Below are 26,528 nucleotides of genomic sequence, written 5' to 3'. Positions count from 1 at the left end.
TTAACTGGGTGGTTCGGATGCCTTTCCCTCAAACACATTGTTAATGATTGCCTGTTTTTGTATTACACGCAGTAGCCGATCCTCTGACAAATTGACAAACATTTGGGCAATTTTGGCATGAGTTGTCTGGCGGAGTTGCTGAAGATATTCAAATCTAGCCTGAGTCAGTTTCAGGTAGGGCTTACGCAGGTCAACACGCTGTAGGGGCTTTTTGATTGCCATGCCCCTACGATAGAATCAGGGATTTACTAATTAACTGCGTAAGTCTTGTTAGGGAAAGGCTCTAGCGCTAAATCACCCGCAGGGTATTAGTCATAGCGAGTTGGATTGATTAGTCGTAATCTTAATCGACTTTGAAAAATACAAAATTTTGGGTGCAATCTTGCCAAATTATGCAATTCCCCTATTGACACCCTTGTTGTAACAGGTAGAAGATAGGGGCGATCGCTTCCCCCAGATTAACTATGCGCTTAAGTTTTTCTTTATAAGAGTTTGTAACTGTGATAGCATTTATTCTGTTTTTTCCCTAAACAATTAGTGGAATCAAAATCCAGCGCTTTTACACTAGCGCTTTTACACTTAGGAGGATCGAAATGGCACTTAGCGACCAGCTCTTGAACCCAAACAAAAAGGCTGAAGTTGTAAATGACTTCTGCAAATTGATCGATGAGGAGGTCGCTTCCAAGTCAGGGATATCTGGTCTTGCCATAAAGGCAGGCTACAGCGCGGTCAAGGGTATAAAGCCAGGGTACATTGGCTACGCCGTGGAGCAGTTCCTGCCAGGATTGTGTACAGCACTCGATCCCATTTGGAGCGAGAGTGTCCAGAAAGGAGATCCAGTCACGCACTTCGTTGCCAGCCGCTCTCCCGCAGCAGATGCTATCCTGAGCGTTACCGATGCCCGGATGGAGACCGTCAGAAACAGCCTCGTGTTGGGTACCTATAAAAAATTGCGCGGCTCGGCTAAGAAAAACGTGGAGGAAGGGATACCGGGATTGGCTAAGCTTCTCGAAAAACACACCTTGGTCTGAATGAGAAGGGAACGGTCACACTCTGGTGCGGGTCGCTGTCCAAACAAGCGTGTGGATTACGGTAGAGTTGTTCAACCCGATGCCTCTACTTACAAAAAAAAGCCGTTCTCTTGGTATCAGCCTAATTCAATCAGCATTTCTATCGTACTCATCCGAAAGCCACAGGAAGAGAATAATCGGCGCGCCGCCTCGTTAGCAACAGTCGTATCGAGGCGAATTTGTTTGACTCCGATCGAGTTAAAGCGTTCAATCGCCTGCATCACCATCGCCTTCGCAATTCCAGCTTGGCGATATTCCTCTTCAACCCAGAGGTCGTGAAGAAAAGCATATTCCTGTAAACGGTAAATGGGGATTTCCCGTTCTACCGTCGCCACCAGAAACGCCACCACTTGCTTATTTTCAGCCTCAGCGACTAGGAAGATATTGCGATCGCGTTGCGGTGGCGCATCCAGCGATGCACTAGACGCTATCCGACTCAACCACTTCTCATAACGCAACTCTGGATTCGGCAAGAATCCATACTTTGCTGAATCCCAAGCTTCATGCAAGGCACAAATCTTGGCAACCATCGGGAGGACAGATGGCACGTCAGCAGGTGTAGCAGGACGAATAAGCATATTTCAGTCTTTTGATGCTGAAACTGTATACTTGCTTATCCGTAGCATAGAAATGAAACATCTGGCAAAGGTGCGCGCACTTCGTGCCGCTTCGCTAACAGACTAAAGTCTGGCGCTATACAAACAAAGACTGCCTACGCAGTCTTTATAATGTTTGTTTCAGTCCGTATGTTTGTATAGGCACGAATTACATTCATTGGGTATTTTAGTAACTTATGACTCCTGAAAAGTTTTCCAATCCTTTTTTAAATCTCAATTATGAGTCTGCCTTAGAAGCTTTAGGCGATGATTATTTTGATCGAGTAGCAGCGGCAGACTTTCCTAAATATATTCTGCGCTTTCGCAACGATGAATTATTACCAATATTGGGACTGAAACCAGACACGGTGACAGACGATGATTTTATCGAAGCATTTGGGATGTTTCAAGGAGTTAGACCATTTTTAGCTTTGCGTTATCACGGCTATCAATTTGGAGAATATAACTCTCGCTTAGGCGATGGCAGAGGATTTCTCTACGGACAAGTGCGCGGTACGGATGGCGAACTTTATGACTTTGGAACGAAAGGGTCTGGTACGACTCCGTATTCTAGAGGCGGCGATGGTAGACTCACGCTTAAAGGTGGTGTCAGAGAAGTTTTAGCTGCTGAAGCGCTTCACTATTTAGGAGTGCGTACTTCCCGCTGCTTATCGATGATTGAAACGGGAGAAGGACTCTGGCGAGGCGATGAACCTTCTCCAACAAGATCCTCGGTAATGATTCGTTTCAGCCGTTCCCACATTCGTTTTGGAACATTTGAGCGATTGCACTTTTTTGGACGCAAGGATTTAACGGAAAAGCTTTTAGACCATGTAATTGAACAATATTATCCTCACCTCAAAGATAAGGAAGACCGCTACGTTCTATTTTATGCAGAATTAGTCAAGCGGGTTGCGGAACTTGCTGCCCAATGGATGTCAGTGGGATTTTGTCATGCGGTTCTAAACACCGATAATATGTCTATTACTGGGGAAAGTTTCGACTATGGTCCCTACGCTTTTATTAACACCTACGACCCCAAATTTACTGCTGCCTACTTTGACTATTACGGACGGTACAGTTACAGCAATCAACCAGGGATCTGCCAGCTCAATTTAGAAATGCTCCAACAACCCCTATCTGCGGTTATTCCTATGTCAGAGATGGAAGTTGCTCTATCCCAATTTGCCGAGCATTATAACCGAACTTACACCGCGCGGATGATCGGTAAATTGGGATTCGAGAATCTGCCCGATTTAGCCGCAGAAGAATTAGTGATGCAAACTCTGAAACTCCTGGTAGAAACACAAGTAAGCTATCACAGTTTCTTTTGGGAAGTAACAAATCAGTTTGACCGCAATTGGCGTGATGATGCGACAAACATTCTGAAAGCAGATGAATTTTTGAATGCGCCTGAGGCTACAGCATTATTGGAAGACTGGAGAAATTTATACCTGCAAACTTTACTCAGTTTCCCAGATAGCGAACTGGATAGTATAGCAACACGGTTACGTCGTCATAATCCTAAAACTGCATTAGTCAGACCCGAAATAGAAGCGGTTTGGGAGAAAATTGACCAAGAAGATAACTGGACACCGTTTTATGAATTGATTGAACGGTTGAGATTCCACAAGAATGCGATCGCTTAATCTTCATTACTTGGTTTTCCTCTGTTTGTAAATGGCGTTAATCTATTGACATAAAAGAGATATAGCCATTTCTAACTCCTTCAAAAAAACAAAAGGAGAGATAGTGTAAATATCTCTCCTTTTGTTTTTTTATCAGCACATCCTATTGCACAACAACTGATTTAACTTCTTCATTTGGGGCGAGAAATGTTCCACCTACTTCTATCGTATGGGGACTCTTGAAGGTTAATTGAGCATCAGGCTTCTGGCAAGCTATCATTGTCTTGACGTGTTCCGCTTCATCATCTCGAATGTTTACAAACACATCGTAGAGGTTGTTAATGACGGGACGGCGTTCTTCTGGAACTCCTCCAGTTTGAAACTCATCGAACATATACAAGTCGCCGTCTCGATAGTAATTGATGGCAATTTCTGGGGCAGATGTAGCTTTTAATTCTGATTCATTTTCTTGCAAAAATGTATCGTAAGTATGATAAGCGTGTCCTTCAACTAATTCCATGAAATTGTAGGCAGAACGAGGCGAGAGAATGTAAAGAACAACGATCACCCAATAATAAAGTAAAGCAGTATGTTGTGCTAAAAATCTATCGAACCACTGCTGATTACCCCCTAAAGATTCCATAATCAGGAGGTGATGGAGTTCGTTCCAAGATTCCGCAAAGTGAACTTTTAACCAATCTGCTCTGCGCCACATTCCAACTGTTTCGTAAAGGTGCAAAACTGATAAATAGGCAAAGTAAGGAACACGAGCAACTGTTTCTAGGACGTAAAAACGGGGATAAGGGCGATCGCGGTAAATTGTGTTGATAACAAAGACTAATACACCGACAAGTAATCGAATCATTTGAAAAACCTCAAATATTTTGATTTATTGAAGAAGTTGAGCGGGAAGGAAGGCTGTTCGTTCCCTCTATTTGCATCCTACTCAACTCCTAAAAATAGAAAATCCGTAAATCTGACAGTGGCTGGAAGGACACTATAGTTACCAAAAGTAAAAGATTGACCCGCTGCAACTTGTCCAGAGCTTTATTAAGAAAGATTAAAATATTTGGCGGGAGCTAACTTCAGCGTCCCTCTGTTCAGAAGATTGGTCAGAATAAGCAAAGAAAAGAGCGATATCTAGAGGCATCAATGCTTAACAGCAGCCAGTGCATAGAGACAAAATGCCCAATCCAGTTCACCGTGGACTTAATCGGCAGTAAATGGTCTATTCTGATTCTCAGAGAGTTGTTTACAAGCGATCGCCGTACCCACGAGTTCCTAGAAGCATTGCCTGGAATTAGCACCAAAACGCTGATGATACGGCTCAGAGAACTAGAAGAGTATGGTTTAGTGGAACGCCGAGTCTACGCAGAAATTCCTCCCCGCGTAGAGTATTCGCTCACCCAGAAGGGGCGAGAAATTCAACCCGTGATGACAGCGCTAAAGCAGGTGGGAGAACGATGGCTCAACCGAGATGCTTGTGTTTGTCCTCTTGATGGGATAGCTTTCTAGGAAAGGTCGCCTGCGTGACGCCGATTCCTAATAACAACAATCTATGGGCAAAAGATATCGTTCGCCCTCATTAACGCGCTTTGTGAGCCGGGATGGGCAGTTGAACATCGTGCGGCGAGGGGTATCGGGATTTCATCGGGGCGATTTATATCATTTGCTGCTTACCCTTTCCTGGGGATGGTTCTTAGCGCTGTTCAGTCTGTTGTATCTAGTCTCCAACGCGGTGTTTGCCCTCATCTATCTAGCTGGAGGAGATTGCATCCAGAACGCTCAACCGGGTTCCTTCCTTGACGCCTTCTTTTTCAGCGTCCAGACGATGGCGACTATCGGCTACGGTGCGATGTATCCGCGTACGCCTTACGCGAATGCGGTGGTGACAGTCGAAGCGCTGGCGGGTCTTTTCGGAGTGGCAATGGCGACGGGACTGGCGTTTGCGCGGTTCTCCGTGCCAACGGCGAGAGTGCTTTTCAGTCGCGTGGCAGCGATCGCTCCCTATGATGGGGTGCCGACTCTGATGTTTCGGACGGCTAACCAGCGGCGCGACGTAATTGTAGAAGCGCAGATCCGGGTGACTTTAGTTCGCAACGAAGTCAATCGGGAGGGAGAATTCATGCGTCGGTTTTACGATCTCAAATTAGTTCGCAGTCATACATCCATGTTTGCATTGAGCTGGACGGTGATGCATCAGATTGACGAGACGAGTCCGCTTTATGGGGTTACGGTAGACTCCCTGGCTGAGTCGGAAAGCGAGATCGTCGTGATGCTGACTGGGTTAGACGAAATCGTTTCACAGACGATCCATGCCCGTCACTCCTTTGCCACGTCCGATATCCTGTGGAATATGCGTTTTGTGGACATCTTATCTAGGATGCCGGACGGGCGGCGCTCGATCGACTATACCCGCTTTCATGATGTGATGCCGATAGAATCTGTCAGGGCTAATAAGTAGCTGGAAAAAGATAGTTTTCCCTTCGCCTAAGTTCAGCAAACCCTATTGGAGACAGAGACTCAGGTAGTTTAACAATGGTTTTTTTCCTGAGACTTAATATCATTTTCTTTCAATTGTCACCTGCCAAGTTTCCAGTGTGGTACCGACAGATTGATCGAGATTTGTCAAGGCATTGAGATAATCAATCGTTGCATCTAGTTCTCGGTTTCTTGCCTCTACTAAATTATTCTGAAAACTCACAACCTGAAAAATTGACCCTCTTCCCAATCTCAGTTTTTCTTGTTCTATTTGTAGTGTGCTCTCAGCCAATTGCCTTGCTTGCTGGGCAAGTTGCACCTGTCGAAGACTTAGATTTACCTTTCTAACTCTATCTGTTACTTCAATATCGATACTTTGACGCAGACTTTCTAAAGTATTTTCTGCTTTCTGGAAGTTTACTTGACTTCGTTGATAATCTCGTTCCACAGTGAGATCGCCGAAGGTACGGGACAAGATTAACCCAGCTGTTAGTTGGGTTGTGTCATCTAAGGAATCGCCGTAACCTGCATCTAAGTCTAAGTTCCAGCGCCGGTTATTATCTGCAATTAATCTTTCAAATTTTGTTCTTTCCAAGCTGAACTGTGCTTGCAAATAATCCGGTCTGTTTTGAAAGGCAATTTGTTTTAGATTATTTAAATCTAAAGACTTCGATTGCAATACTATTTTTTCTACAGGTTCAATATTAAGAGTTTGCTCGATATCTAGAATATCTAACAAAGTTAATTTGACAGACTCCAGATTATTCCGAGCCTCTAACAAGCTGACTTCTCTATTTGCAATGTCTGTCTGGCTTTGAACAATTTCAACTGGCGCGAGTCGCCCAGCCTCAATCAAGGCTTGGTTAAATTCTAAAATTTGGCGGGCGCTTTCTAGAGAAATCTGCTCAATATTCAGTCTTTCCTGCGCTCTAAGTAAATTGCGGTAGGCTAAGATAGCTTCAGTGATGGTATTAATGAGAGTTGATTTTAAACCTTGAATATTTGCTCTTTCATCGAGTCGAGCAATTTCAATAGGAGCTTGATTAACTGCAACACCAGCCCCTCGTAATAGAGGTTGAGTTAAACGTAGCTGAAGATTTGAGCCAAATAGATTGTTATCTCTATCAACATTGAAATTATTTATATTTGACGTTTGACCGTTCGTTTCCCAACCAAAACTCAGCCTACCTCCCGTAGGAACCGTGACCTCAACAGTGGCACCAACACCAAGATCGCTATTCGTGCTAGTGTTTCCACCCGAACCAAAGCGATCGAGATTAAATGATAATCTAGGCGTAAAATCAGGGACAAATCTATCTTCTGCCACTGCTAAGTCTTGTCTTTGGGCGATTCTTTCTAAATAAGCATTTTTGATATCTTTATTGTTTTGCAATACCAAGATAACAACATCAGCTAGGGTTAATTGAATCCCCCGCCCAGTTGTTACGGTTTCTTGTTGGTTGGGTTTTGGTTGCGCTTGAGCCAATAAAGCGGCTGGTTTCCTGGCTTCAGAGAACGTCTTTAAAATTGACCGAGATGCGGCAACGGGAGGCGAAGATTGGGGGCGAATACTTTTTGCCGATGGGGAGATACTAGATCCCTCCAACTCTGTTTGTAAAGGCGGGCTAGTAGTCGGAGAGGGTGGGAATTGTCTTGGCTGGGTGTTAAGCGTAAAAGTTGGACTGGTTTTAGTTGCGAGTGGGGAAAGAGAAGAAGGAGCGATCGCATTCTTTACACCAATTCCCCCTAAAACTATTGCTTTGCCTATGTTCACCCCCGGACTTTCTGAGACTGGAGCCGTTTTGACCGTTGCTCTATCCGTTGGCGAAACCATAATCGGGCGTGCGAGTTCCGGTGTCTGTGTCTGAGCTGCTGTCCGAACATTAGCTGTCGTCGCTCTTACCGCCGTTGAATGAAGCTTAAAAACGGTGGCTAACGTTAACGTCGTGCCCAAAGTTGCACTCACAAGCAGAACGACCCCCCCAAAAAGAGAGCGGATAGGCGGCAAAAACCTACCGCTAGAAGCTGGAGGTTTTGAATCTGGGTCGTCGAGCTTGTGCATGATCGCGGATAGCTTTTAGCTGGTTGATTTTAGATTTTAGATTGAACAATTGCCGATTTAATCCAAAATCCAAAATTGAGTTGCTTTACGCAATGCCTGTAACTGAGGCTAAGAGTTACGCAATGCTTTCACGGGATCGAGCCGACTAGCTCTCACAGCAGGCAAAAATCCAGCGCCTACTCCTACCAAGAGTGCAGATCCTAGGGACAAAGCAGCCGTCTTGCTTTCAAATTCGTAAGGTAACTTAAAAGTTTCGGCGACAACCATCGTCAAGCCATGCACCGAGATAATAGCGGCAGTTCCCCCCAATAAACTCAGGATTGCCGCTTCCAGAATAAATTGCAGCAAGATGTCCCGCCTTTTTGCCCCAATTGCCCGCCTCAGCCCAATTTCTGGGGTACGCTCCATTACTGCTGCGATTGTGATATTGGCAATGCCAACGCCACCGATGAGTAGCGAAATGATTCCCACGGCTGTCAGCCCATTGGATGCCATTTCCAAGGTTTGCTGCTGCGCCAAGATTTCGTCTACGTTGTTCCAGGCATAAACCTCTTTGCCTGGGAAGCGCTGCTCCATCAGTTGCTTGGCTTTGTCTGCCAAATCTTCTAAGTCTTCTATTTTGTAAGGGCGTATCTTGAAGGAGCCAAGGTCGCGGCTACCCGTCAGGGCGTAGTAAAACGACATCGGTATCAATACCTCACCTTCAGGTTCCCCAAAAGATGGGGTAACGGTTGGCACGACCCCGACAACGACGTAGGGTCTTGAATTAGCATAAATGGTTTCTCCAACAGCTTTCTGACCTTTAAAAAGTTTGTCTACTAAAAATTGATCGAGCACCACGACAGGGCGATAGTTTTCAAAATCGGCAGGAGTGAAGAAGCGCCCCGCTACCAATTGCTTTCCCGACGTGAGCAGAAAGTCTTGAGTAACAGACCTCATATTAGGTTGGGCTTCTTCATCCTGAAATAAGGTTTGAGGATTCGGATAGAACCCACTAGAGGCACTGATTGCCCGCACGCCCTCTAGCCGCTGTCGCAAGTATTCCATGTCTTCTGACCGGAGTTCCCCATTCATGTAGACAGAGACTTGAGGGGCGTCTCTCTCAGCGAGTTGCTTGGCAATTACCGCTCGACTGATGCTGCCCACTTGAAGCGTGGCGCTGACTGCTGCTACACCCATAAAAACGCCCAAAGTGGTAAGGGTAGAACGCACAGGGTTACTGCGTAGGGAGTTACAGGTGAGCGCGAGGAGGTCGAAGGGGGAGAGGCTCATATCAACTTAAAAATTAGGAATTACCAATTACTTCTCATGTTTCTTTTTTCTGTTTCCCAGGCTGAGCATGAGAGCAAGGATATTAATTACCAATTACCAATTACCAATTACCAATTACCAATCACTTTTCATCTTTCTTTTCTAATTTCTCTTGAACAATAACCGGCGTTCCTGGCTCTAAGGAAGCATCCGGTGGGGGCAGCACCACGGAGTCCCCCGGTTGCAAACCTGAAGTCACTTCTACGGTTGTTAATCCCTCTAGCCCCAAAGATACGTCCCGTTTTTGCGCCTTGCCTTGATCTCGTACCCAGACAAAGGGTTTAGAACCAGAGCGCTGTATGGCTTCCGTATTCAAAACCACGACGTTCTGGCGCTGCTGCAAAATGATTTCGACGCTGACTTGGCTGCTAGGAATTAATCTGCGGGTGGGTTGGTCAAGCTTGACAGTTGCAGGCACCGTGGCTTGTCCGGATTGGCTTTCCTGCTCGCTGCTGCTAGAAGTGCTAGCGATCGCTTGGGGATACAAGCTTTGCACTCGTCCGGTAAATTTCTTCGCATCGGGACCAATCACACTAATGCGGACACGTTGATTGCTCTTCACTTTGGCAGCATTCAGCGTGGAAAGATTGAGTTTCACCAACTCTTGCGTTGGATCGCCTAAAGTCAGCAGGTCATTCCCAATGTTGACGCCATTCCCATTCTTAACCATGATGTTGAGAACTTTCCCTTGAATGGGTGCAGTGACGATGTTGTTTTGGAGTTGCTGCTGAAGATTTTTGATTTCCAGCACCTTCATCTGGATGTCCCGACTGGTGGTAGCGACTTCTAATTGTGCCTGCCGCAGTTCAGTTTGTGCAGTCGCCACCTTGTCTAAGATTTCTTGCTGGTCAGTTTGACGCTGCTGCTGAAGGTTCTGGAGTTCTAAGTTACTTGTACTCGCTTCTAACTGAGCATCTCGTAAAGCAGACTGGGCATCGCGGACTTGTTCTTGCTGATTCTGGAGTTCGTTGGCTGGAATGAAGCCTTTGTCAGCGAGGACTTGCAGCTGCTTGAGTTCCTGTTGGGCAGCCGTTAGCTTTTCCTGAGCTTCGGCAATCTTCTGCTGATTGCGTTTGATGCTAAGTTCCTGTTTCCGAATTGCCGCCTGCTGATTGACACGATTTTGGAGTTCTCTTCGGGCAGTTGTTAGCCTTTCCTGGGCTTCTTCAACTTTCTGGCGACTGCGTGCCAAAGTGAGTTCCTGTTTAGTAATCTCCAACTGCTGGGCGTCGAGGCTTGTTTCTTGCTTGGTGTCGCGCAGAACGATGAGTTTTTGACCGGATTGAACGCGATCGCCAAGTTGTACTAACACCCGTTCCACAGCGCTTTCCGCTGGGGATTTGAGGGTTTGCTGACCGCCTAATTCAACCACGCCACTTTCATTGATCGTGTTCTCAACGGTGCCTCGCTCTACTTTGACCAAACGCACCGCCACCGGGTCGCCGGAGCGATTTAGCAGCAACCCATAAACTAGCCAACCCCCTATACTTGCTACTGCTAGACCTGCTGACCAAGCTAACCATTTGACTCCAGCCTTGAATTCCGGTTTACCCAGTTTTTCAATTCCCAACACTTTGCCCGTCCAGTTTGCAGTAGTAAGCTGAATCACCCTGCTACTGATAATAGTTCACCGTTCAGTCTATTTTTGAGCAGGTTTGGAAGCTTGATTTTGTCCGCCGTATTCGCCGCATTGCTGAATGAGTTTAGCGACTACACCTGTCCAGCCAGTTTGATGACTAGCGCCCAGTCCTGCGCCATTATCGCCATGAAAATATTCGTAGAACAGAATTAAATCGCGCCAATGGGGATTATTTTGAAAGGTTTCCGAGTCGCCATAAACCGGACGTTTACCTGATTCATCCTGAAGGAAAATTCGGGTTAGCCTTTGCGACAACTCTGTGGCGACTTCCCAGAGATTCATCATTTGACCAGAACCTGTGGGACATTCGACTTGGAAATCATCACCCAGGTAGTAATGAAATTTTTGAAGCGCTTCAATAATTAAATAATTAATCGGAAACCAAATAGGCCCGCGCCAGTTGGAATTCCCCCCAAATAAGCCGCTCCTGGATTCTGCGGGTTCGTAATCTACCCGGTATTCTTCTCCATTGACCCGAAAAATGTAGGGATTATTCGCATGGAATTTTGAAACGGAGCGAATCCCATAGGAGCTTAAAAATTCATTTTCATCGAGCATTTTCTCTAAGATCCGGCGCAGTTTATCTCGATAAGCGATCGCAAGTAATCTTCTAGCACCAACCCCTGGCGTTTCCATACACGCAACATTTTGCTTCAGGTTAGGGCGATTTTGAATAAACCATTGCATTCGTTGTTGAAAACCTGGAAGTTTCTCCAACATTTCTGGTTCAATCGTGGCAACTGCTAATAGGGGAATCAGCCCAACCATTGAACGCACTTTTAGGGGCAAATAGCGACCATCGGGTAAATGCAGCATATCGTAGTAAAAGCCATCAGCTTCATCCCACAGAGATGTCTCTGCATCACCCATACAGTTCATCGCATCAGCGATATAAAGGAAGTGTTCAAAAAATTTGCTGGCGATATCTTCGTAAGCGGAATTTTCCGGTGCCAACTCTAGCGCGATCGCTAGCATATTTAGACAGTACATTCCCATCCAACTTGTACCATCAGACTGTTCTAGGTTTCCGCCTGTAGGAAGTTCTACATTTCTGTCAAAGACACCAATGTTATCCATTCCTAAGAAACCTCCCTGAAATACATTTTTCCCTCCGATATCTTTGCGGTTCACCCACCAGGTAAAATTAAGCAGTAACTTTTGAAATACGCGCTCTAAAAACTTCTTATCAGTGCGACCATACATTTTTTGTTCAATCTTGTAAATGCGGAATGTTGCCCAAGCATGAACCGGCGGATTACCATCGCTGAAATCCCATTCATAGGCTGGTAATTGACCATTGGGATGCATATACCATTCCCGCGTCAATCTATCGAGTTGCCGCTTTGCAAAATCCGGATCGATTGTTGCTAAGGGAATGACATGAAAGGCTAAATCCCAGGCTGCAAACCAAGGATATTCCCACTTGTCCGGCATGGAAATAATGTCATCATTGAAAAGATGAATCCACTCAGAATTTCTAATATTTTGCCGCGACTTGGGTGATGGATGAATCGGATCGCCTTTTAACCATTCTTCTACAACATAGTAATAATATTGCTTATTCCACAACATTCCCGCGAAAGCTTGCCGCTGCACATTTTGCCTGTCTTCTGTTAGCGAACAAGGAGAAGTAACTTTTTCGTAAAATTCATCAGCTTCTCGTTTGCGATTTTGGAAAGCTGTGTCAAAATCCGCACCAAATGGTTCTGCAAAGTCAGGTGAATCAGTTAGTCGTAGTCGAATCACCTTGGTTTCGCCCGCAGCAATTCTTAATCTATAATTGGCAGCAAATTTAGTTCCTGTTTGGTTAGGATTTACAGCATCTTTTTGACCGCTGACAATATAATTATTAATTCCATCTTTTACGTAGGGCGAGGGATTATTTACCCCAAACAATCTTTCCTGATTTGTTTCATTTTCTGTAAACAACAGTAGAGGCGGCGTTTCCGCACCCTGATTCCCCTCACAATAAAGCCAGCGTTCGCCCAGCGTTGCTTCAGTAGCTTCTAAAATACTTAGATTATCGTCACTTTTGAGCTTTTTGATTTTGGGCTTATCTTCAGAATTATTCCAAGACCAGGTATTACGAAACCAGAGAGTCGGGAGAAGATGCAGCGTTTTCTCTTCAGTTCCTCGGTTGATAGCACTAATTTGAATTAAAATATCCTCTGGTGAAGCTTTGGCATACTCAACAAAAATATCGAAATAGGCATCAGAATCAAAAACTCCAGTATCAAGTAATTCAAATTCTCGATCTTGATAACCTCTACACTTATTTTCTTCAACGAGTTGAGCATAAGGGAAGGCTTGTTGTGGATATTTATAAAGACATTTCATGTAAGAATGAGTGGGAGTATTGTCAAGATAAAAGTAATATTCCTTGACATCCTCGCCATGATTTCCTTCCTTCCCAGTTAAGCCAAAAAGCCTTTCTTTAAGGATCGGATCTTCTCCATTCCAAAGCGCGATCGCAAAACAAAGCCGCTGATGATTATCCGAAATTCCGCCAATCCCATCTTCTCCCCAGCGATAAGCACGAGAACGAGCCTGATCGTGAGTAAAATAGTCCCAAGCCGAGCCATCAGGACTATAATCTTCTCTCACCGTTCCCCACTGTCGTTCGCTCAAATAAGACCCCCATCGCCGCCAATGAGCTTTGCGATCGCGGTCTTCTTGTAATCTAGTTTCTTCTGGAGTCATCCTACTGTTAAATGATTAAAAATTTTCTAATGAATTCTAATTAAACTCAACAAAAATTTAAGTTGCTGGTCGAATAATGCGACAGGTATTTCCAGCAGCCACAACATTTTCAGGAATATCTTTAACAACAACACTTCCAGCTCCAATTGTGGTGTTGTCGCCAATTGTTACCCCTGGACAAATGATAGTGCCGCCTCCAATCCAGACATTATTGCCAATATTAATGGGTGCGGCGAGTTCCAGACCTGTTTGACGGATTTCAGGATCGGTCGGATGATAGGCGGTGTAAATTTGCACGTAGGGACCAAACAAAACATTGTCACCGATATGAACGGTATTGCAGTCTAGAATTACGCATCCATAATTCATGTACAACCCGTTGCCAGCGTAAATATTGCTACCGTAGTCACAGTGAAATGGAGGTACAATTTGAACCGTTGAGCCTACCTGAGCGAACAAGTCGTTGATAATTTGCGATCGCAACTCTAGCTCTTCCTCAGTTGTCGCATTGTACATTCTTAATAGACGAGACGCCCGTTTGCTTCCAGCAGCGAGTTCCGGGTCAGACGCTAGATATAGCTCGCCTGCCAGCATCTTCTGTTTTTCCGTTTTTTCCACGGCGTTGCTTCCTGCACTTTCTCTACAAGTATGCGTTGAAAGTCTACAGGCGTGATGAGAAAGCAATGAGAAATAGCCGCTTGTCCATGCCAAACTTTCCTCATTTACTGGCATCTGCCTAAAGACAAAAAAAGAGAGGCTCCGCCTCCCCCTTTAGTCGTAAATTTAAATAGACATTCCCAAGCACCTGCTTAAGAATAAGAAAGTCGGATTATTTTCTCATATGAGTAGCGATCGCTTCTAAAAGTGAAGCAGTTGTAAACGGTTTAGCAAGATAACCGTTTGCACCTAAGAGTTGCCCTTGGTGAAAGAAGTTTTCAGTAGTATCAGCCGTGAGAAAGATGAAGGGAATTGGAGCTGTAACCGGATCGGAACGAAGCGCCCTGAGAACTTCGTACCCATCAAGTTCTGGCATTCTCACATCACATAAAATCAAATCGGGACGCAATTCTTTTGCCAATTGCACTCCGATGCTGCCATTTTCAGCACCAATGGCAATAAATTCTCCTTCAATCAGGATGTCTAGGATGCTCTCACGGATGACTTCTTCATCTTCAATCACCAACACTTTTGTCATCAGTTCCTATCTAGCCATTCAATGACGCTCTGACAACAAAAGGGGTATTCAGCAATTCCATTGCTCAACTGGCTTGTATCAGTTTTATAATGCGACTCTCTAAAAACTATCTTATTTCTGAGGGTCGATCTCCACCAATCGAGAGTGCCTTCTTGCTCTGTTTCAACTGTTTCCAGAGACGCTTCACTTGTTCATATGCCTGTTCGGGAGCAAGCTTGCCTCCGGTCTCTAGAGCAGAAATGTAGCCAACTTTATGAGCAAACTCTTGCAAATTGGCATTAAAAGCGAGTTGTTCGGGCGTAAATGAGCCGTAATAGCGGCTTTGAGGGTAAAGAAAGCTGTTTTTGCTCGCTTGGTCAGGATTAATCATGGCTATCTTTTTATGACATTGAGTCTTAATTTCAAAATCTCTTGTAGATGTTACCTTAACCTAAATTTAACCTAATTCGATTACCCCCTAGGGAATATTCACAAATATAAACTTTCCTGAATTACTAAACAGCAGGGATGATGTTCTGGCTTGGCTTCACCGATGCAGAGTTTACGGCACGTTGCACCCAACAAAGGCGATCTAAAGGCGATCGCGTCTCCCTCGAAAATTCAGCTACTTTCTCCTTGCCTCCATACGCTGTTGAAAGTCCCAAGACAGCACAGCAAACTGTATTGCCTGCGACACGCTAAATCTGCAAAAACAGTCATCCTTAAGGGGAACTCAGCCTAAGAATGCAAAGACGGCGATCGCTCGTTTGATGTTTCGGTAGATTTCGCAATTGGCTACCTTGCACAGACAGCGATCGCTTTTTATTGCCGGAAGCTTCTCTCAGGATGGAGACTGGAAGCAATAGGAGAGGTTTTTCGATTCCCAGCATCAGGGATAAAATCTCGCAATGCTGAGGTTAAAGAGCCAGAGCGATCGCCCGATCAACTGCTAACATCAGAAAATGAAATCTAAGCCGCCACTCATTGGAATTACTACCGCTGGTCAGATGGATACGCGCCTGTTTAGTATTAGAGGCGACTATGTAGAGGCAGTGCGCTTAGCGGGTGGCTTACCGATGTTACTACCGCCGGGAGAACCCGATCCCGCAGCCATTTTAGAAAGAATTGATGGTTTAATCTTTTCTGGCGGGGGTGATATTGACCCCGCGGTTTACAACGACTCATCCCATCCCACAGTTTATAACGTCGATCGTCAGCGCGATACCTTTGAGCTAGCTTTAGCCAAGCTGGTTTTAGATACAGATATCCCAGTGCTAGGGATTTGTCGCGGCTTGGAAATTTTGGTAGTCGCAACGGGTGGCAATTTGGTGCAGCATCTGCCGGATGAATTTGGTGACGCGATCTCGCACCGCACCCATCAGTCTCGCTTCTGCGAACATCATGTGCAAATTGACCCCGATAGTCGCCTAGCAGCGATGATTGGCATTACAGAGTCGGAGATAGTCTCGTGGCATCATCAAGCGGTGCGGACAGTACCACCAGGGTGGAGGGTTACGGCACGCGCTTCTGATGGCGTAATTGAAGCGATGGAACACGAACAGCATCCTTGGGCGATCGCACTTCAGTGGCATCCAGAACTCGCTCTCCAAGATCCCTATCAGCAACGCATCTTTCAGGCGTTAGTCGAGACAGCACGTAAGCGCACAATTTAATTTTCAAGAGATCCACGTGTTCTCGACTACAAGGCACGGACACATCTCGAAAAGGCTGAAACGGGAAAAAAATCTGTTTTGTAGACCTTTAATAAACGTTAGCGAAAGTGTTATTTAAATAAGCTTTTTTCGCATCCTTACTTATCGGGAAATCCAAAAGCGAAGATTGTATCTATCTCTATCGTGTTCATCTGTGTTTAGACGTGATTTCCCTATTAAATGATTTTTCCAAAAAGAGAGAAAACCTCTCGATGAAGCGTTTCGTGGCAATTTTCGGTATTGTTGGAATTCTCAATGCCTGTGCAGCTCAAACTCCTCAATCTCCTCAGGCAATTAAGCAAGTAACTAATTCTACTAAATCAACGGCTTCAAACCCAAAAAGGACTTCGCAAACTGACAAAGGTGCCCGTGTAACCAATTCTGCTATTTCAGCAACTAAATTACCGAAACTGGTTTCCGATAAAGACGAGTTGCCCTCCCAGCAGTTTGATTTTCACATCCGCAACATTGTGACTTCTGCCGATACTGTAAAGTTTCAATCTCGCAGGTATGATTTTGTCTTTGACAAAAATAGTAGCGATTTTTCTGTGCAGCCAGGAAACCTGCCCAAAAATTTTGTTTCTCAGCCAGAGAAGCATCAAAAAGCACTGGGAGGAGAGTTAAATCTGCCTTCTCGTTACGAAACGATTGAATACCAAGGCAAGACCTATCAATATCGGGTCAGCCGTGAAGGTAATTCAGAAACTTCAGATTGCCAAAAAGAAGCAAAAGTCGTAATTAAGCTAATTACTCCCGAAAGTAAGCAACCAAAAACTCAAACTTTATACACAGGAAGTTGCCTGAGCTTTCCTTACATTACCGCCGCTAAAGTTGTAGGCGATCGCTTGTGGTGGTCGCTTGCCTTTCCGCAAGGAGAAGGGTATACCGGCAAAACAACTCTCGTTGGTTATCAGCCGCAGCAGCAGAAATGGACAGTTATTCATCCACAAGGGATGGATAGACAGGAGATTCTCGACTTTGAGATTGCGGGAACCCCCGATCGCCCAACATTCTGGATGGCAACAAAAATTAGTGGAGAAGGCAACAACTATTCACCAGGAATGGGATTAGTCGCATACCGTCCCGACTCTTCTGACCTGCAATCTGGCTCCGTGACTTCGTACCGCGTCGATAATAGTCCCCTCATCGGTGCCATTCCCGATCGGCTATTGCTGGAATCAGATCGGCTTTGGGTTGGTACAGGCAACGGGGTCTGCCAGTTGCAATTGTCAGTTCCCGATAATCCTGATTGGAAATGCTGGCGATTTGCCATCACCGCACAACTGCTGACGGAGAAAGTACCTCTCTACAGCGCATTGTTGAACGACACCCCTGCGGCTACTCTCGATGCGACTGCGGGACAAACCGTTGAAGTTCTCTGGTGGTTGCCTACAGACTATACCAGTAACGATCAACCTCTGCTGCGCCGGAAAGGTCGTTACGAAGTCAGATATGAAACAGGCTTCACAGTGACGCTGGATGGGCAGGGGGCAACTTCTTGGTCTGAAATTTTTGGATCATCGGAAAAGCCGCCGGTGTGGTTTTCTCCTGTCTCCTGGCCTGGTAATGACTGGCATTGGGACGGTTCGCGCTTTGTCCGAGGATTTGATGAAGTGTGTGAGTGTCACTCTGGGGGAGGTCCTAGAGGCATTGGGCCTATAGAGCGCGATCCTAGCGGTGGCATTAACCTTAATGCAATGCGAGGCGATTTGGAGTTAGTGAATTTGTCGAAGAATTCTACTAGCGTCAAATATTATTCCGGCTGGGTTGATGAGGCTTCGATCAATCCTTACCCCACGGTGGTGCCGCAATATCCAAAAAATGCTCAACCTAATCCTCTTGAATCTATCGCTAAGCAACTCTAGTCCGGGGTTCTGTAAGGTACAACAGAAACTTTAGGAGACGCTGTTACCCACTTCGGAGATTGAGGAACGAAAATCACTAATTAGATGGAGAGAATTATTTGTAGTTCGCCATTCTATCTCTATGTCAACATTAAGTTTCGTTCCTCAAACGCCACGTCGCAAGAGTGGGGAAGCCTCCGTTTTCAGGTGGCTTCCCAACCTTTAACGCATTAAAGGACTCCCGTGGTGATGGACTAAATACCACTTTTGGGCCATTCGCTCAAAAATATTCGTTGCCATCGACTGGGCTTTAACTCTTCTGCCACCGCTGACTTGAAACACATTTTCGACAAGTACAACGTAGGCAATATTATCTCGAATCTCTGTAGTAACAATCTCTGTTTCTATTTCAATGTAACTGGTGTTTTTAAATATCTGTTCCCAGGAAGAGCGAATTTCCTTGCCGCCTTTCAGTGCTTTGCGTCCGGGGTGAATACAAAGAGTCCCTGTTCCCTGCGAACAGATTGCACTCATGGCTTCAATATCTTTTTTCTCGAAGGCTCGGTAAAAAGCTTGATTTGCTGCTAATACCTCTTGCTCGTCGCTCATTGTTGCCCCGCCTCGTTTAAATTTCTGATAGAAGAGTCGATTATCGTGTTCTTAGTTTAGGGGTTTCAGTATCAAAATATTCACGCCAGCGACCAATCCGACCCTCTTGGAAATTAATCACAATAACATCGTCGGCTATGTTACGACGACCTGTTGCATTTTCAGTATCTTCGTAATACCACTCAACTACTGCGCGATCGCCATCAACGATAACCTGCTGAATCTCAATTCTTACATCTGAATACTGCTGAGCAAAATGAGCGACTTCTTGCCGAATTCTCTCTTGTCCCTGCCATCGTTGACCCGGTACGATGATTTCACCGTTGGGCGTAAACAGTGCCGCTAGAGCCTCGCCGTCACGCGCAATCCAAGCGTCTCTAGCTTGCGCGATCGCTATCCGAATGTCTTCTGGATTCATAGACTGATTGGCAAACGCACCTTTGCTAAAATCTGTATTTAATAATATGAGGCTTAATCCTACCTATATAAACCATTTTAAATGAAAAAGATGTATTAATAAAATAATAAAGGCTATCGTAATTACATTTAACTTTAAAAATGTTGTTTTTTACGAACCGCAGAGGCGGCAGAGAAAACAAATACAGAGAAAATTTATAAGTTAGGCTAGGAAAGCTATGCATCCCTCCACCAGCAGAATGAGTTGATAGCAAGTTTACTAAATGATTAGAAGGCGAGCTACCCGAATTCTCTAAGAAGTCGGGTAGCTGAACCTCTAGCTCATAACTAAAATCTGATTGCTATACTATTTTCGATTGTCAAATACTTACGATTTTCCTTGTCTCTACCAGTCCGTAGCTTCAGAAAATCAAACTCAGAAAATTAAGTATGGTAACGGTCAAACAAAATGGGATTACCAACGAGGGGAATGGAGGTTATTAAAGCCTCTTCTGAGAGTATCTTATCGCTCTGCCAGAAAATTTACTTTAAGGTAGACTCAAGCTGCTAAAGAAAGAAGCTTGATACTGGAATTTTTAAACGTCTTTTTTACTTCAAGGGTAAGGAAAGAAGCTGGATGCTGGAATTTTTAAACGTCTTTTTTAGTTCAGGAGGGTTTATCCCTCACGGTCATTGCTACCTATGGAAGCCTGGTTTGGTGTGGCTTCACATCGTGTCCGATTCTCTGATTGCCCTTGCTTATTATTCGATCCCAGTGACGCTGTTCTACTTTGTCCGAAAGCGTGAGGATCTCCCATTTGACTGGATTTTTCTACTATTTGGCTCATTTATCATCGCGTGTGGTACCACCCATGTCATGGAGATTTGGACGCTTTGGCATCCTACCTATTGGCTGTCTGGGTTCGTCAAAGCAATTACCGCTTTAGTCTCGGTTTACACTGCTGCATCTCTGGTGCCATTAGTTCCTAAAGCGCTTGCTCTCCCAAGCCCCGCAGTGTTGGAAGCAACGAACCGAGAACTGGAAAACCAAATCGCTTACCGCTTGCAGATGGAAGAGGCGCTGCAAGCAAGCGAAGAACGATTTCGGAGTGCCTTTGACTATGCGGCGGTGGGAATGGCGCTGGTGGCAACAGATGGACGCTGGCTGGAAGTCAATCGTTCTTTATGCGAGATCGTTGGCTATTCGGAGCAAGAATTATTGGCTAGGAACTTCCAAGCGATTACGCATCCAGACGATTTAGAAACCAATCTGGAATATATGCACCAAATGCTGGCTGGCAAGATTCAGCATTACAACGTGGAGAAGCGATACCTCCACAAACAGGGACACATTGTATGGATTTTCTTGAGTGGATCGCTGGTGCATAATGCCAAGGGTGAACCGTTGTTTACTGCTCAGATTCAAGACATCACGCAGCGCAAGTTGGCAGAGGAGGAGACAAAGGCATCGCAAGCGCGACTGGCTGGGATTTTAGATATTGCTGAGGATGCAATTATTTCCGTAAACGAAACTCAACAAATTACCTTATTTAACCAAGGGGCGGAAAAAATATTTGGCTATACCGCCAATGAGGTAATTGGTCAGTCCCTGGATTTGCTGTTGCCAAAGCGGGCTGCGATCGCTCACCGTCAGCATATTCGCAATTTTGACACTTCTGTGGGTACCGCCCGGAAGATGGGAGAGCGCAACGAGGTTTTTGGACAGCGTAAAAATGGTGTGGAGTTTCCAGCGGAAGCTTCCATTTCTAAGCTGGAATTAGCTGGGGAAAAAATATTTACCGTAATTTTACGAGACATCACCGAACGCAAGCGGGGGGAGGAAGCTTTATCCCAACTAGCCTCGATTGTTGAGTCCTCAGAGGATGCAATCGTGGGCAAAACACTAGATGGAATCATTACCAGCTGGAACTCAGGGGCTGAACGAATCTATGGCTATACCGCCCAAGAAGTCAAGGGACAGCCAATCTCGATTCTGTTGACACCCGACCGCTTCAATGAGATGCCGTCAATTTTGGCAAGAATCAAGCAGGGAGAACGCATCCCCCCTTATGAAACCGTGCGCCTTAAAAAAGACGGTAGCCAAATTGATGTTGCCATTACGATTTCTCCAATTAAGAATCGGGTGGGTCAGGTGACGGGTGCCTCAGCGATCGCTCGTGACATTAGCGATCGCCGCGCCATAGAACGCCTCAAAGATGAGTTTGTCTCTATCGTCAGTCACGAACTGCGGACGCCCCTAACCTCGATTCGCGGTGCCCTCGGCTTGCTGGCAGGGGGTCTGCTGACTGCTAAACCGGAAAAGGCTCAACGGATGCTGGAGATTGCCGTCTCGAATACCGACCGCTTAGTGCGCCTGATTAACGACATCCTCGATATTGAGCGCATCGAGTCGGGTCAGGTGGCGATGGAGAATCAGATTTGCGATGCGGCAACTCTAATGCTTCAGGCATCAGAGGTGATGCGGGCAATGGCTGACAAAGCTGGAGTCACCCTATCCGTGTCTCCCCTATCCGCCCAACTGTACGCCGATCCTGACCGGATCATCCAGACCCTGACGAACCTACTCAGCAATGCCATCAAATTCTCGCCTCCTAGCAGCAACGTCTATCTCAGCGCCGAAATTCAGCAGACCAGGGAACCGCTTGTAGAGACGCGATTTCCCGCTTCTGGAGCCGGGGAGAGTAGAACAGGGAAAGAATTTACCCCCTCACTTCCTCAACCTCTCACCCTTACAGTATTGTTCAAAGTGAAAGACCCGGGACGAGGGATTCCCGCACAGAAGCTGGAAAGCATCTTTGACCGATTCCAACAAGTTGATGCCTCTGACTCGCGCGATAAAGGTGGCACAGGTCTGGGGTTAGCAATCTGCCGCAGCATTGTGCAACAGCATGGAGGTCGTATCTGGGTCGAAAGTACGCTGAATGAAGGCAGTACCTTTTTCTTTACACTGCCCCTTTTGGGTGGTGAGACACGAATGCTGAATGCTGAGGATGAACGGGAGAATCTGTCTCCGGGAGATGTGACGACAGCCCAAGCCGAATACTCCCCTGTGGATACTCAGGACAGTGCCGTGCCCTTACCTTCGGACGCTGAGAATGCACTAGGTACGCCTCTCGTGCTGGTGTGCGATGATGAGCCTGCGGTCTGTGCCGTAGTCCAAACTTTATTAGAACAGCGCGGCTACCAAGTCAAGACGGCTTTCTCAGGTCAAGAAGCGGTAGAATTGGCGCTACAGGAGCAACCTGCGGTGATTCTGCTCGACCTGATTATGCCCGGTATGAACGGCTGGCAAACAATGGCGGTTTTGAAACAGCGACCCGATACAAGGGAAATTCCCATCGTCATTTTCAGCGTTTTATCCCCAGAGCAGAGTAATCTCCTCAAATCTTCTTTAGAGAATCAGACCTTAAGTAGCCTGCTAGATGGAAACCTTCTGCAAACCGATCTGAGTCAGTTGCAGCCGTCTGAACCTTCAGATGCGATCGCTTCCAATGCAATTGCAATGGAAAATGCAGCCAGTTCTAATATTGACAGCGCGGATTCTACAATCAACGACATTCCGCCTCAGGTATTGCTTCCACCAAACTCAGATGATGACAAGCCGCGCCCTCCTGATTTTACCGGCTGGGTTCGCAAACCCTTAAATGAAGCATCCTTATTTCAAGCGCTAGAGCAGTCGTTGCAACAGGCAAAGATTGCTAGAGTTTTGCTGGTGGAAGACGACCTGGATCTGGCGCGGGTACTGATTGCTCGGTTTGAGCGCCACGGTTTGGAAACGATTCACGCGAAGAACGGACGCGAGGCAATTCAAAAATTAGCAAATATCAATCCCGATCTGCTAGTGCTGGATATCGTACTGCCGGAGTACGATGGTTTTGCTGTAGTAGACTGGCTGCGTCAGTGCAATCGCCTGCGCCAAATTCCAATCGTGGTATATTCTGCTAAGGATTTGAACAACGCCGAAAGAGAGCGGCTGCGGCTAGAACAAACCGAGTTTCTCACTAAAGGTCGGATTACTCCAGAACAATTTGAAGGGCGCATCATTGCCTTGCTGAATCGGATGGTTCCCAACAGGAAGGAAAACTGCAATGGTGACAACGAAGCGCATCCTGGTAATTGATGATGAAGAGGATATTCGGGAAGTGGCTCAGCTAAGCTTAGAAATGGTCGCCAGCTGGGACGTTATGACAGCGAGTTCCGGAAGGGAAGGGCTTGCCAAGGCTGAAGTTGAACCACTTGACGCCATCCTTCTAGATGTGATGATGCCCGACTGGGACGGTACAACGACTTTTCAACAGCTGCAAGCCAATCCAGTAACCCAGCACATCCCCGTGCTGTTGTTGACGGCTAAAATGCAGGCTGCTGACCAACGCCGTTTTGCTCAACTAGGAGTAAAGGCAGTAATTGCGAAACCTTTCGACCCGATGACTCTGGCAGATCAAGTTGCGAAGTCTTTAGGATGGGATATTTAACTGAGTTTTGCTACCAATCGACTGCAAACTCACCCCATCCCAAATTTGAGTGAAACCCAAAAGAATAGGGCGCAGTTGTGCGCCCTATTCTTGTTAAACAGTAAAATCAATTCGATGAAATGAGGTTAACTCAGCTCGTTCTAGGATAGATAGACCAGCTTCTTAGCTAAATCTTCTCTATACTCCCAGCGCTCTGCGAGTTTGCGGTCCCACTACTCCATCTGCACGTAAGCCATTTCTCGACTGAAAATTCCGGACTGCTCTTTGAGTCACCGAACCATAATATCCAGTCGGTGAAACCCCTAAAGCAGATTGAACTTGTCGAACAGCAGAACCTCTAGAGCCTAGGCGGAGAAAGGAACCGCCAACACCAGAACCAGGATTAGAACCAGAACCTGGTCTCGTGCTGATATAGTTAGCAGCAACATAACGGCCCGTAGAAAGCTTTGCATACCCGTTGCGATAAGCCACAACTGGTGCAAGTGCAGCTCCATTACGGACGCAGCTATGCACTCCGTAACGTGTGCTGGGACCGTAGCGAGCATTGAGACAACTGCCGTTTGTATTTACAAAATACTGTGCTGCGTTAGCTGGTTGGATCTCGCTGAGACCTCCGAACAAGAAAGCTACACCAAGTAAACCCAGCCAAGCTGAACTCGGTGGTTGCTTCCAGTTCAGCGAAAAGTCACGCAGAGTATACTCGATACCAGCTTCTGCCTCTTCATAGGTATTAGAAACATGAATGTAAGCAAGAGTTTCCATGATTTTTCTCCGTATGGTTGAGAAACACTTTGTGATGCTTCAGGATGGCTGCTGAGTTTTTCGGAAACATTTTTCGGAAACTCAGGTGATTTTTTATGAATTGTTGAGTTTCAGCCACATTAGAGGAACCTAATGTGCAATTTACTTTCTAAATGAGACGTTCAACTGTAGCCGTTCCAAAACATACAGACAATTCAGCAATACACAAATAATGTGAACTGACAGATGGCAATTCAATCAACGAGTCAAGTTCCAGAAATATCTGGTCTATCCCCACTTTAGAATAAATCGTTTGCTCAGTTGTCCGATCGCTGTTTTCCCGCACTGACGCACCTTCAGAAAAGTTGCATCGATGCGAGATGGTAATGCTCGTGTCGGTCAGAACGCTTTGTCTATCTGGTTAATCAATACTGTAAGGCTTTAACTCCTCACAATAGTCAAACAATAAGGTAGACATTATCGCAATCTTAAAATCTTAATTTTTTATTCAGAAAAAAGTGAAGAAAAATAAGTTTTATTAAGAAGAAGTAAAGAAAAGGCGATCGCTTTGTCACCTCCCTTGGAAAATCAGGGTAGAAAGAGCGATCGCCTATAGAGAACCTGATAGTCTATCTAGAGAAGAAATCGGGTAGCACTTTCTCTTAGCACGTTCTTTGAAGATTCGTAACCATCAGTCGTCAAACCAAACCTTTTAGAACCGTGAAATCTTCAAAGAACCGTTAAAAGGCTCAGAACGGAGCTGACGACCATTTCGCCAAACTTCTACTCCGCGTGGACTAATAAAATAAGAATAACTGCCGTTATCCGCTTGATACCGATCCTGCCCAACACGCCAAGCAGCAAGCTGCATCGAAGCGCTCGGTTGTTGCTTTAATTGCCCCATATAAAACAATTGACCATTTTCCCGACAAACTTTCACCAGAGAGCTTGCCGTCTCACCTTCAATCAAGGGGTTGCCGCATTGATTGAAAGTCGCAGCAACAGCATAAGTCGCTGGTGCCGGAGTCACTGCAATCGGTTGCAGTGGTTTGGGTGCGATCGCGCGCGGTACTCGAAGAGAGTTCCCTTGCTGACGACCCCCAGAATAAACATTTAGATTCGGGTAAAGTTTGGTGTTGCCTCTCGTGTCCGCGTTGTTGCGTACAGTCTGAGAAACCACTGGAGGCAGATCAATCGGTTTAGGCGCAGCGGTTGCTCTTTGCGGCGGTGGAATCCTGCCTGCGACTAAAGAGGGCAATCCGGCAGCCGGGTCAACCGCTAGACGACCATCAGGATGATACTCAAAGTGGAGATGAGGGCCTGTACTATTCCCTGTCGAACCCATCTCAGCAATTACTTGACCCTGAGTAACTTGTTGACCTTTACTCACCAAAAGACGACTATTGTGACCATACACCGTGTGGCTTCCATCAGGATGCTGGATTTCTATTACGTTGCCTAATCCCCATCCCGAATCATCACGACCAGCTTTGATGACTGTACCCGATGCGGCAGCAACAATCGGAGTTCCAGTGCTATTAGCAATATCAATTCCTTCATGATAAGTATTAAAGCCTTGAGTGAGATTCCCTTGAGTGGGCCATATTAAGCCAGAAGCAAGGGAGGGATGACCTTGAGTAGCGGAATAGTCTTTTGCTTGACTCAAGAGGCAGAAACTTGTCCCTAGCATGGTGGCGCATGAGATAACGCCAATTAAGCCATATTTACGGAATTGAGAAATAGCGAGTTGTTTCATTAGATCAGAGCCTGGAAGAAGAAGGGTCTAGGAAGCCTTTTTGTTATCTGTTGGCTTCAGCTTTGAGCTAGCTATATCAGGACAATCGCTATGTAGATTAGGGATACCCGTTTAAGGGGGACAGTAGAACCCCCTCCTCTTATCTTCAGAGGCAAACCTGCATCTCCCAATCCCTCCCGGCGACGGTGAGGGGCGCTCGGTTTGATAACCTACGCTGCTAGCGAGTCACTAAACCTGGCTGACAAGTAGTTATATTTTGTGCTGTTCGCTTGGAGTTGAGCTTTCGGACAGGTCTATAGATGAAGGAGCTTGCTAT

24 protein-coding genes are annotated in these 26,528 nt (G+C 45.9%); 9 read left to right on the top strand and 15 right to left on the bottom strand.

Annotated elements, in window-relative coordinates:
• Complete coding sequence (locus H6F52_RS08875) at positions 1-222, bottom strand: hypothetical protein (RefSeq protein WP_190533860.1); 222 nt, start codon at positions 220-222, stop codon at positions 1-3.
• Between the two features lie 371 nt (positions 223-593).
• Here H6F52_RS08875 and H6F52_RS08870 point away from each other — a divergent pair, with 371 nt between their 5' ends.
• Positions 594-1,031, top strand: coding sequence for a hypothetical protein (locus H6F52_RS08870; RefSeq protein WP_190533857.1), 438 nt, complete (start codon positions 594-596; stop codon positions 1,029-1,031).
• Positions 1,032-1,147: 116 nt separating this feature from the next.
• Here the strand turns inward: H6F52_RS08870 and H6F52_RS08865 are convergent, their stop codons facing one another.
• Positions 1,148-1,648, bottom strand: coding sequence for a GNAT family N-acetyltransferase (locus tag H6F52_RS08865; protein ID WP_190533854.1), 501 nt, complete (start codon positions 1,646-1,648; stop codon positions 1,148-1,150).
• A 215-nt stretch (positions 1,649-1,863) separates the two neighbouring features.
• Here H6F52_RS08865 and H6F52_RS08860 point away from each other — a divergent pair, with 215 nt between their 5' ends.
• The gene (locus tag H6F52_RS08860; protein ID WP_190533851.1) at positions 1,864-3,315 is read left to right on the top strand and encodes a YdiU family protein; all 1,452 of its coding nucleotides are present in this window, start codon (positions 1,864-1,866) and stop codon (positions 3,313-3,315) included.
• A gap of 142 nt (positions 3,316-3,457) precedes the next feature.
• Here the strand turns inward: H6F52_RS08860 and H6F52_RS08855 are convergent, their stop codons facing one another.
• Positions 3,458-4,159, bottom strand: a complete 702-nt coding sequence (locus H6F52_RS08855) for an alternative oxidase (RefSeq protein WP_190533848.1) — start codon at positions 4,157-4,159, stop codon at positions 3,458-3,460.
• A 287-nt stretch (positions 4,160-4,446) separates the two neighbouring features.
• On the opposite strand from H6F52_RS08855, the gene H6F52_RS08850 reads away from it, so the two are divergent.
• Positions 4,447-4,809, top strand: a complete 363-nt coding sequence (locus H6F52_RS08850) for a helix-turn-helix domain-containing protein (RefSeq protein WP_190410050.1) — start codon at positions 4,447-4,449, stop codon at positions 4,807-4,809.
• 43 nt (positions 4,810-4,852) lie between these two features.
• Complete coding sequence (locus H6F52_RS08845) at positions 4,853-5,758, top strand: ion channel (RefSeq protein WP_190533845.1); 906 nt, start codon at positions 4,853-4,855, stop codon at positions 5,756-5,758.
• Between the two features lie 99 nt (positions 5,759-5,857).
• On the opposite strand, the gene H6F52_RS08840 is transcribed toward H6F52_RS08845, so the two are convergent.
• From H6F52_RS08840 to H6F52_RS08810, 7 genes are all read right to left on the bottom strand, one after another.
• Positions 5,858-7,741 (bottom strand): TolC family protein, encoded by a 1,884-nt coding sequence (locus H6F52_RS08840; protein WP_190533843.1) that lies wholly within the window; start codon positions 7,739-7,741, stop codon positions 5,858-5,860.
• Between the two features lie 204 nt (positions 7,742-7,945).
• Entirely contained in the window at positions 7,946-9,109 is a 1,164-nt protein-coding gene (locus H6F52_RS08835) for an ABC transporter permease (RefSeq protein WP_190428460.1), read from the bottom strand.
• Between the two features lie 121 nt (positions 9,110-9,230).
• The gene (locus H6F52_RS08830; protein ID WP_347276197.1) at positions 9,231-10,757 is read right to left on the bottom strand and encodes an efflux RND transporter periplasmic adaptor subunit; all 1,527 of its coding nucleotides are present in this window, start codon (positions 10,755-10,757) and stop codon (positions 9,231-9,233) included.
• Between the two features lie 30 nt (positions 10,758-10,787).
• A complete protein-coding gene (locus tag H6F52_RS08825; RefSeq protein WP_190533840.1) occupies positions 10,788-13,487 on the bottom strand; it encodes a glucosidase in 2,700 nt (899 codons plus the stop codon).
• A 57-nt stretch (positions 13,488-13,544) separates the two neighbouring features.
• Entirely contained in the window at positions 13,545-14,105 is a 561-nt protein-coding gene (locus tag H6F52_RS08820) for a sugar O-acetyltransferase (protein WP_190533837.1), read from the bottom strand.
• A 211-nt stretch (positions 14,106-14,316) separates the two neighbouring features.
• The gene (locus tag H6F52_RS08815; protein ID WP_190410056.1) at positions 14,317-14,682 is read right to left on the bottom strand and encodes a response regulator; all 366 of its coding nucleotides are present in this window, start codon (positions 14,680-14,682) and stop codon (positions 14,317-14,319) included.
• A 106-nt stretch (positions 14,683-14,788) separates the two neighbouring features.
• A complete protein-coding gene (locus H6F52_RS08810) occupies positions 14,789-15,052 on the bottom strand; it encodes a hypothetical protein (protein WP_190410057.1) in 264 nt (87 codons plus the stop codon).
• A 137-nt stretch (positions 15,053-15,189) separates the two neighbouring features.
• Here H6F52_RS08810 and H6F52_RS08805 point away from each other — a divergent pair, with 137 nt between their 5' ends.
• Positions 15,190-15,363: a hypothetical protein gene (locus H6F52_RS08805; protein WP_190533834.1), complete on the top strand. Its 174-nt coding sequence runs from the start codon at positions 15,190-15,192 to the stop codon at positions 15,361-15,363.
• Between the two features lie 20 nt (positions 15,364-15,383).
• Here the strand turns inward: H6F52_RS08805 and H6F52_RS08800 are convergent, their stop codons facing one another.
• Positions 15,384-15,551 (bottom strand): hypothetical protein, encoded by a 168-nt coding sequence (locus H6F52_RS08800; RefSeq protein WP_190533831.1) that lies wholly within the window; start codon positions 15,549-15,551, stop codon positions 15,384-15,386.
• Positions 15,552-15,623: 72 nt separating this feature from the next.
• Here H6F52_RS08800 and H6F52_RS08795 point away from each other — a divergent pair, with 72 nt between their 5' ends.
• On the top strand, positions 15,624-16,334 hold the full coding sequence (locus H6F52_RS08795; protein WP_190533828.1) for a gamma-glutamyl-gamma-aminobutyrate hydrolase family protein: 711 nt from the start codon (positions 15,624-15,626) through the stop codon (positions 16,332-16,334).
• A 251-nt stretch (positions 16,335-16,585) separates the two neighbouring features.
• Complete coding sequence (locus tag H6F52_RS08790; RefSeq protein WP_190533826.1) at positions 16,586-18,238, top strand: hypothetical protein; 1,653 nt, start codon at positions 16,586-16,588, stop codon at positions 18,236-18,238.
• Between the two features lie 201 nt (positions 18,239-18,439).
• On the opposite strand, the gene H6F52_RS08785 is transcribed toward H6F52_RS08790, so the two are convergent.
• Positions 18,440-18,826, bottom strand: a complete 387-nt coding sequence (locus H6F52_RS08785) for a nuclear transport factor 2 family protein (protein WP_190533823.1) — start codon at positions 18,824-18,826, stop codon at positions 18,440-18,442.
• A 40-nt stretch (positions 18,827-18,866) separates the two neighbouring features.
• Complete coding sequence (locus H6F52_RS08780) at positions 18,867-19,244, bottom strand: nuclear transport factor 2 family protein (RefSeq protein ID WP_190533821.1); 378 nt, start codon at positions 19,242-19,244, stop codon at positions 18,867-18,869.
• Positions 19,245-19,859: 615 nt separating this feature from the next.
• On the opposite strand from H6F52_RS08780, the gene H6F52_RS25435 reads away from it, so the two are divergent.
• Together H6F52_RS25435 and H6F52_RS08770 are read left to right on the top strand one after the other, a co-directional pair.
• Entirely contained in the window at positions 19,860-23,363 is a 3,504-nt protein-coding gene (locus H6F52_RS25435; protein ID WP_190533818.1) for a PAS domain S-box protein, read from the top strand.
• A complete protein-coding gene (locus H6F52_RS08770; RefSeq protein WP_190410137.1) occupies positions 23,335-23,715 on the top strand; it encodes a response regulator in 381 nt (126 codons plus the stop codon). The genes H6F52_RS25435 and H6F52_RS08770 overlap by 29 nt, the downstream gene beginning before the upstream one ends.
• Positions 23,716-23,892: 177 nt before the next feature.
• Here H6F52_RS08770 and H6F52_RS08765 read toward each other — a convergent pair whose 3' ends face one another.
• Together H6F52_RS08765 and H6F52_RS26395 are read right to left on the bottom strand one after the other, a co-directional pair.
• Positions 23,893-24,477 carry a peptidoglycan-binding domain-containing protein gene (locus H6F52_RS08765; RefSeq protein WP_190410065.1) on the bottom strand — a complete coding sequence of 195 codons (585 nt, stop codon included), beginning with the start codon at positions 24,475-24,477 and terminating at the stop codon, positions 23,893-23,895.
• Between the two features lie 691 nt (positions 24,478-25,168).
• A complete protein-coding gene (locus tag H6F52_RS26395) occupies positions 25,169-26,212 on the bottom strand; it encodes a M23 family metallopeptidase (RefSeq protein WP_190533815.1) in 1,044 nt (347 codons plus the stop codon).
• Positions 26,213-26,528: the final 316 nt, after the last annotated feature.

This window comes from Coleofasciculus sp. FACHB-542 (assembly GCF_014695825.1).
In the GTDB taxonomy this organism is placed as follows: Bacteria; Cyanobacteriota; Cyanobacteriia; order Cyanobacteriales; family FACHB-T130; genus FACHB-T130.
The sequence above is the reverse complement of the archived record's forward strand: the minus strand, read 5'-3'. Positions and strand labels throughout refer to the sequence as shown.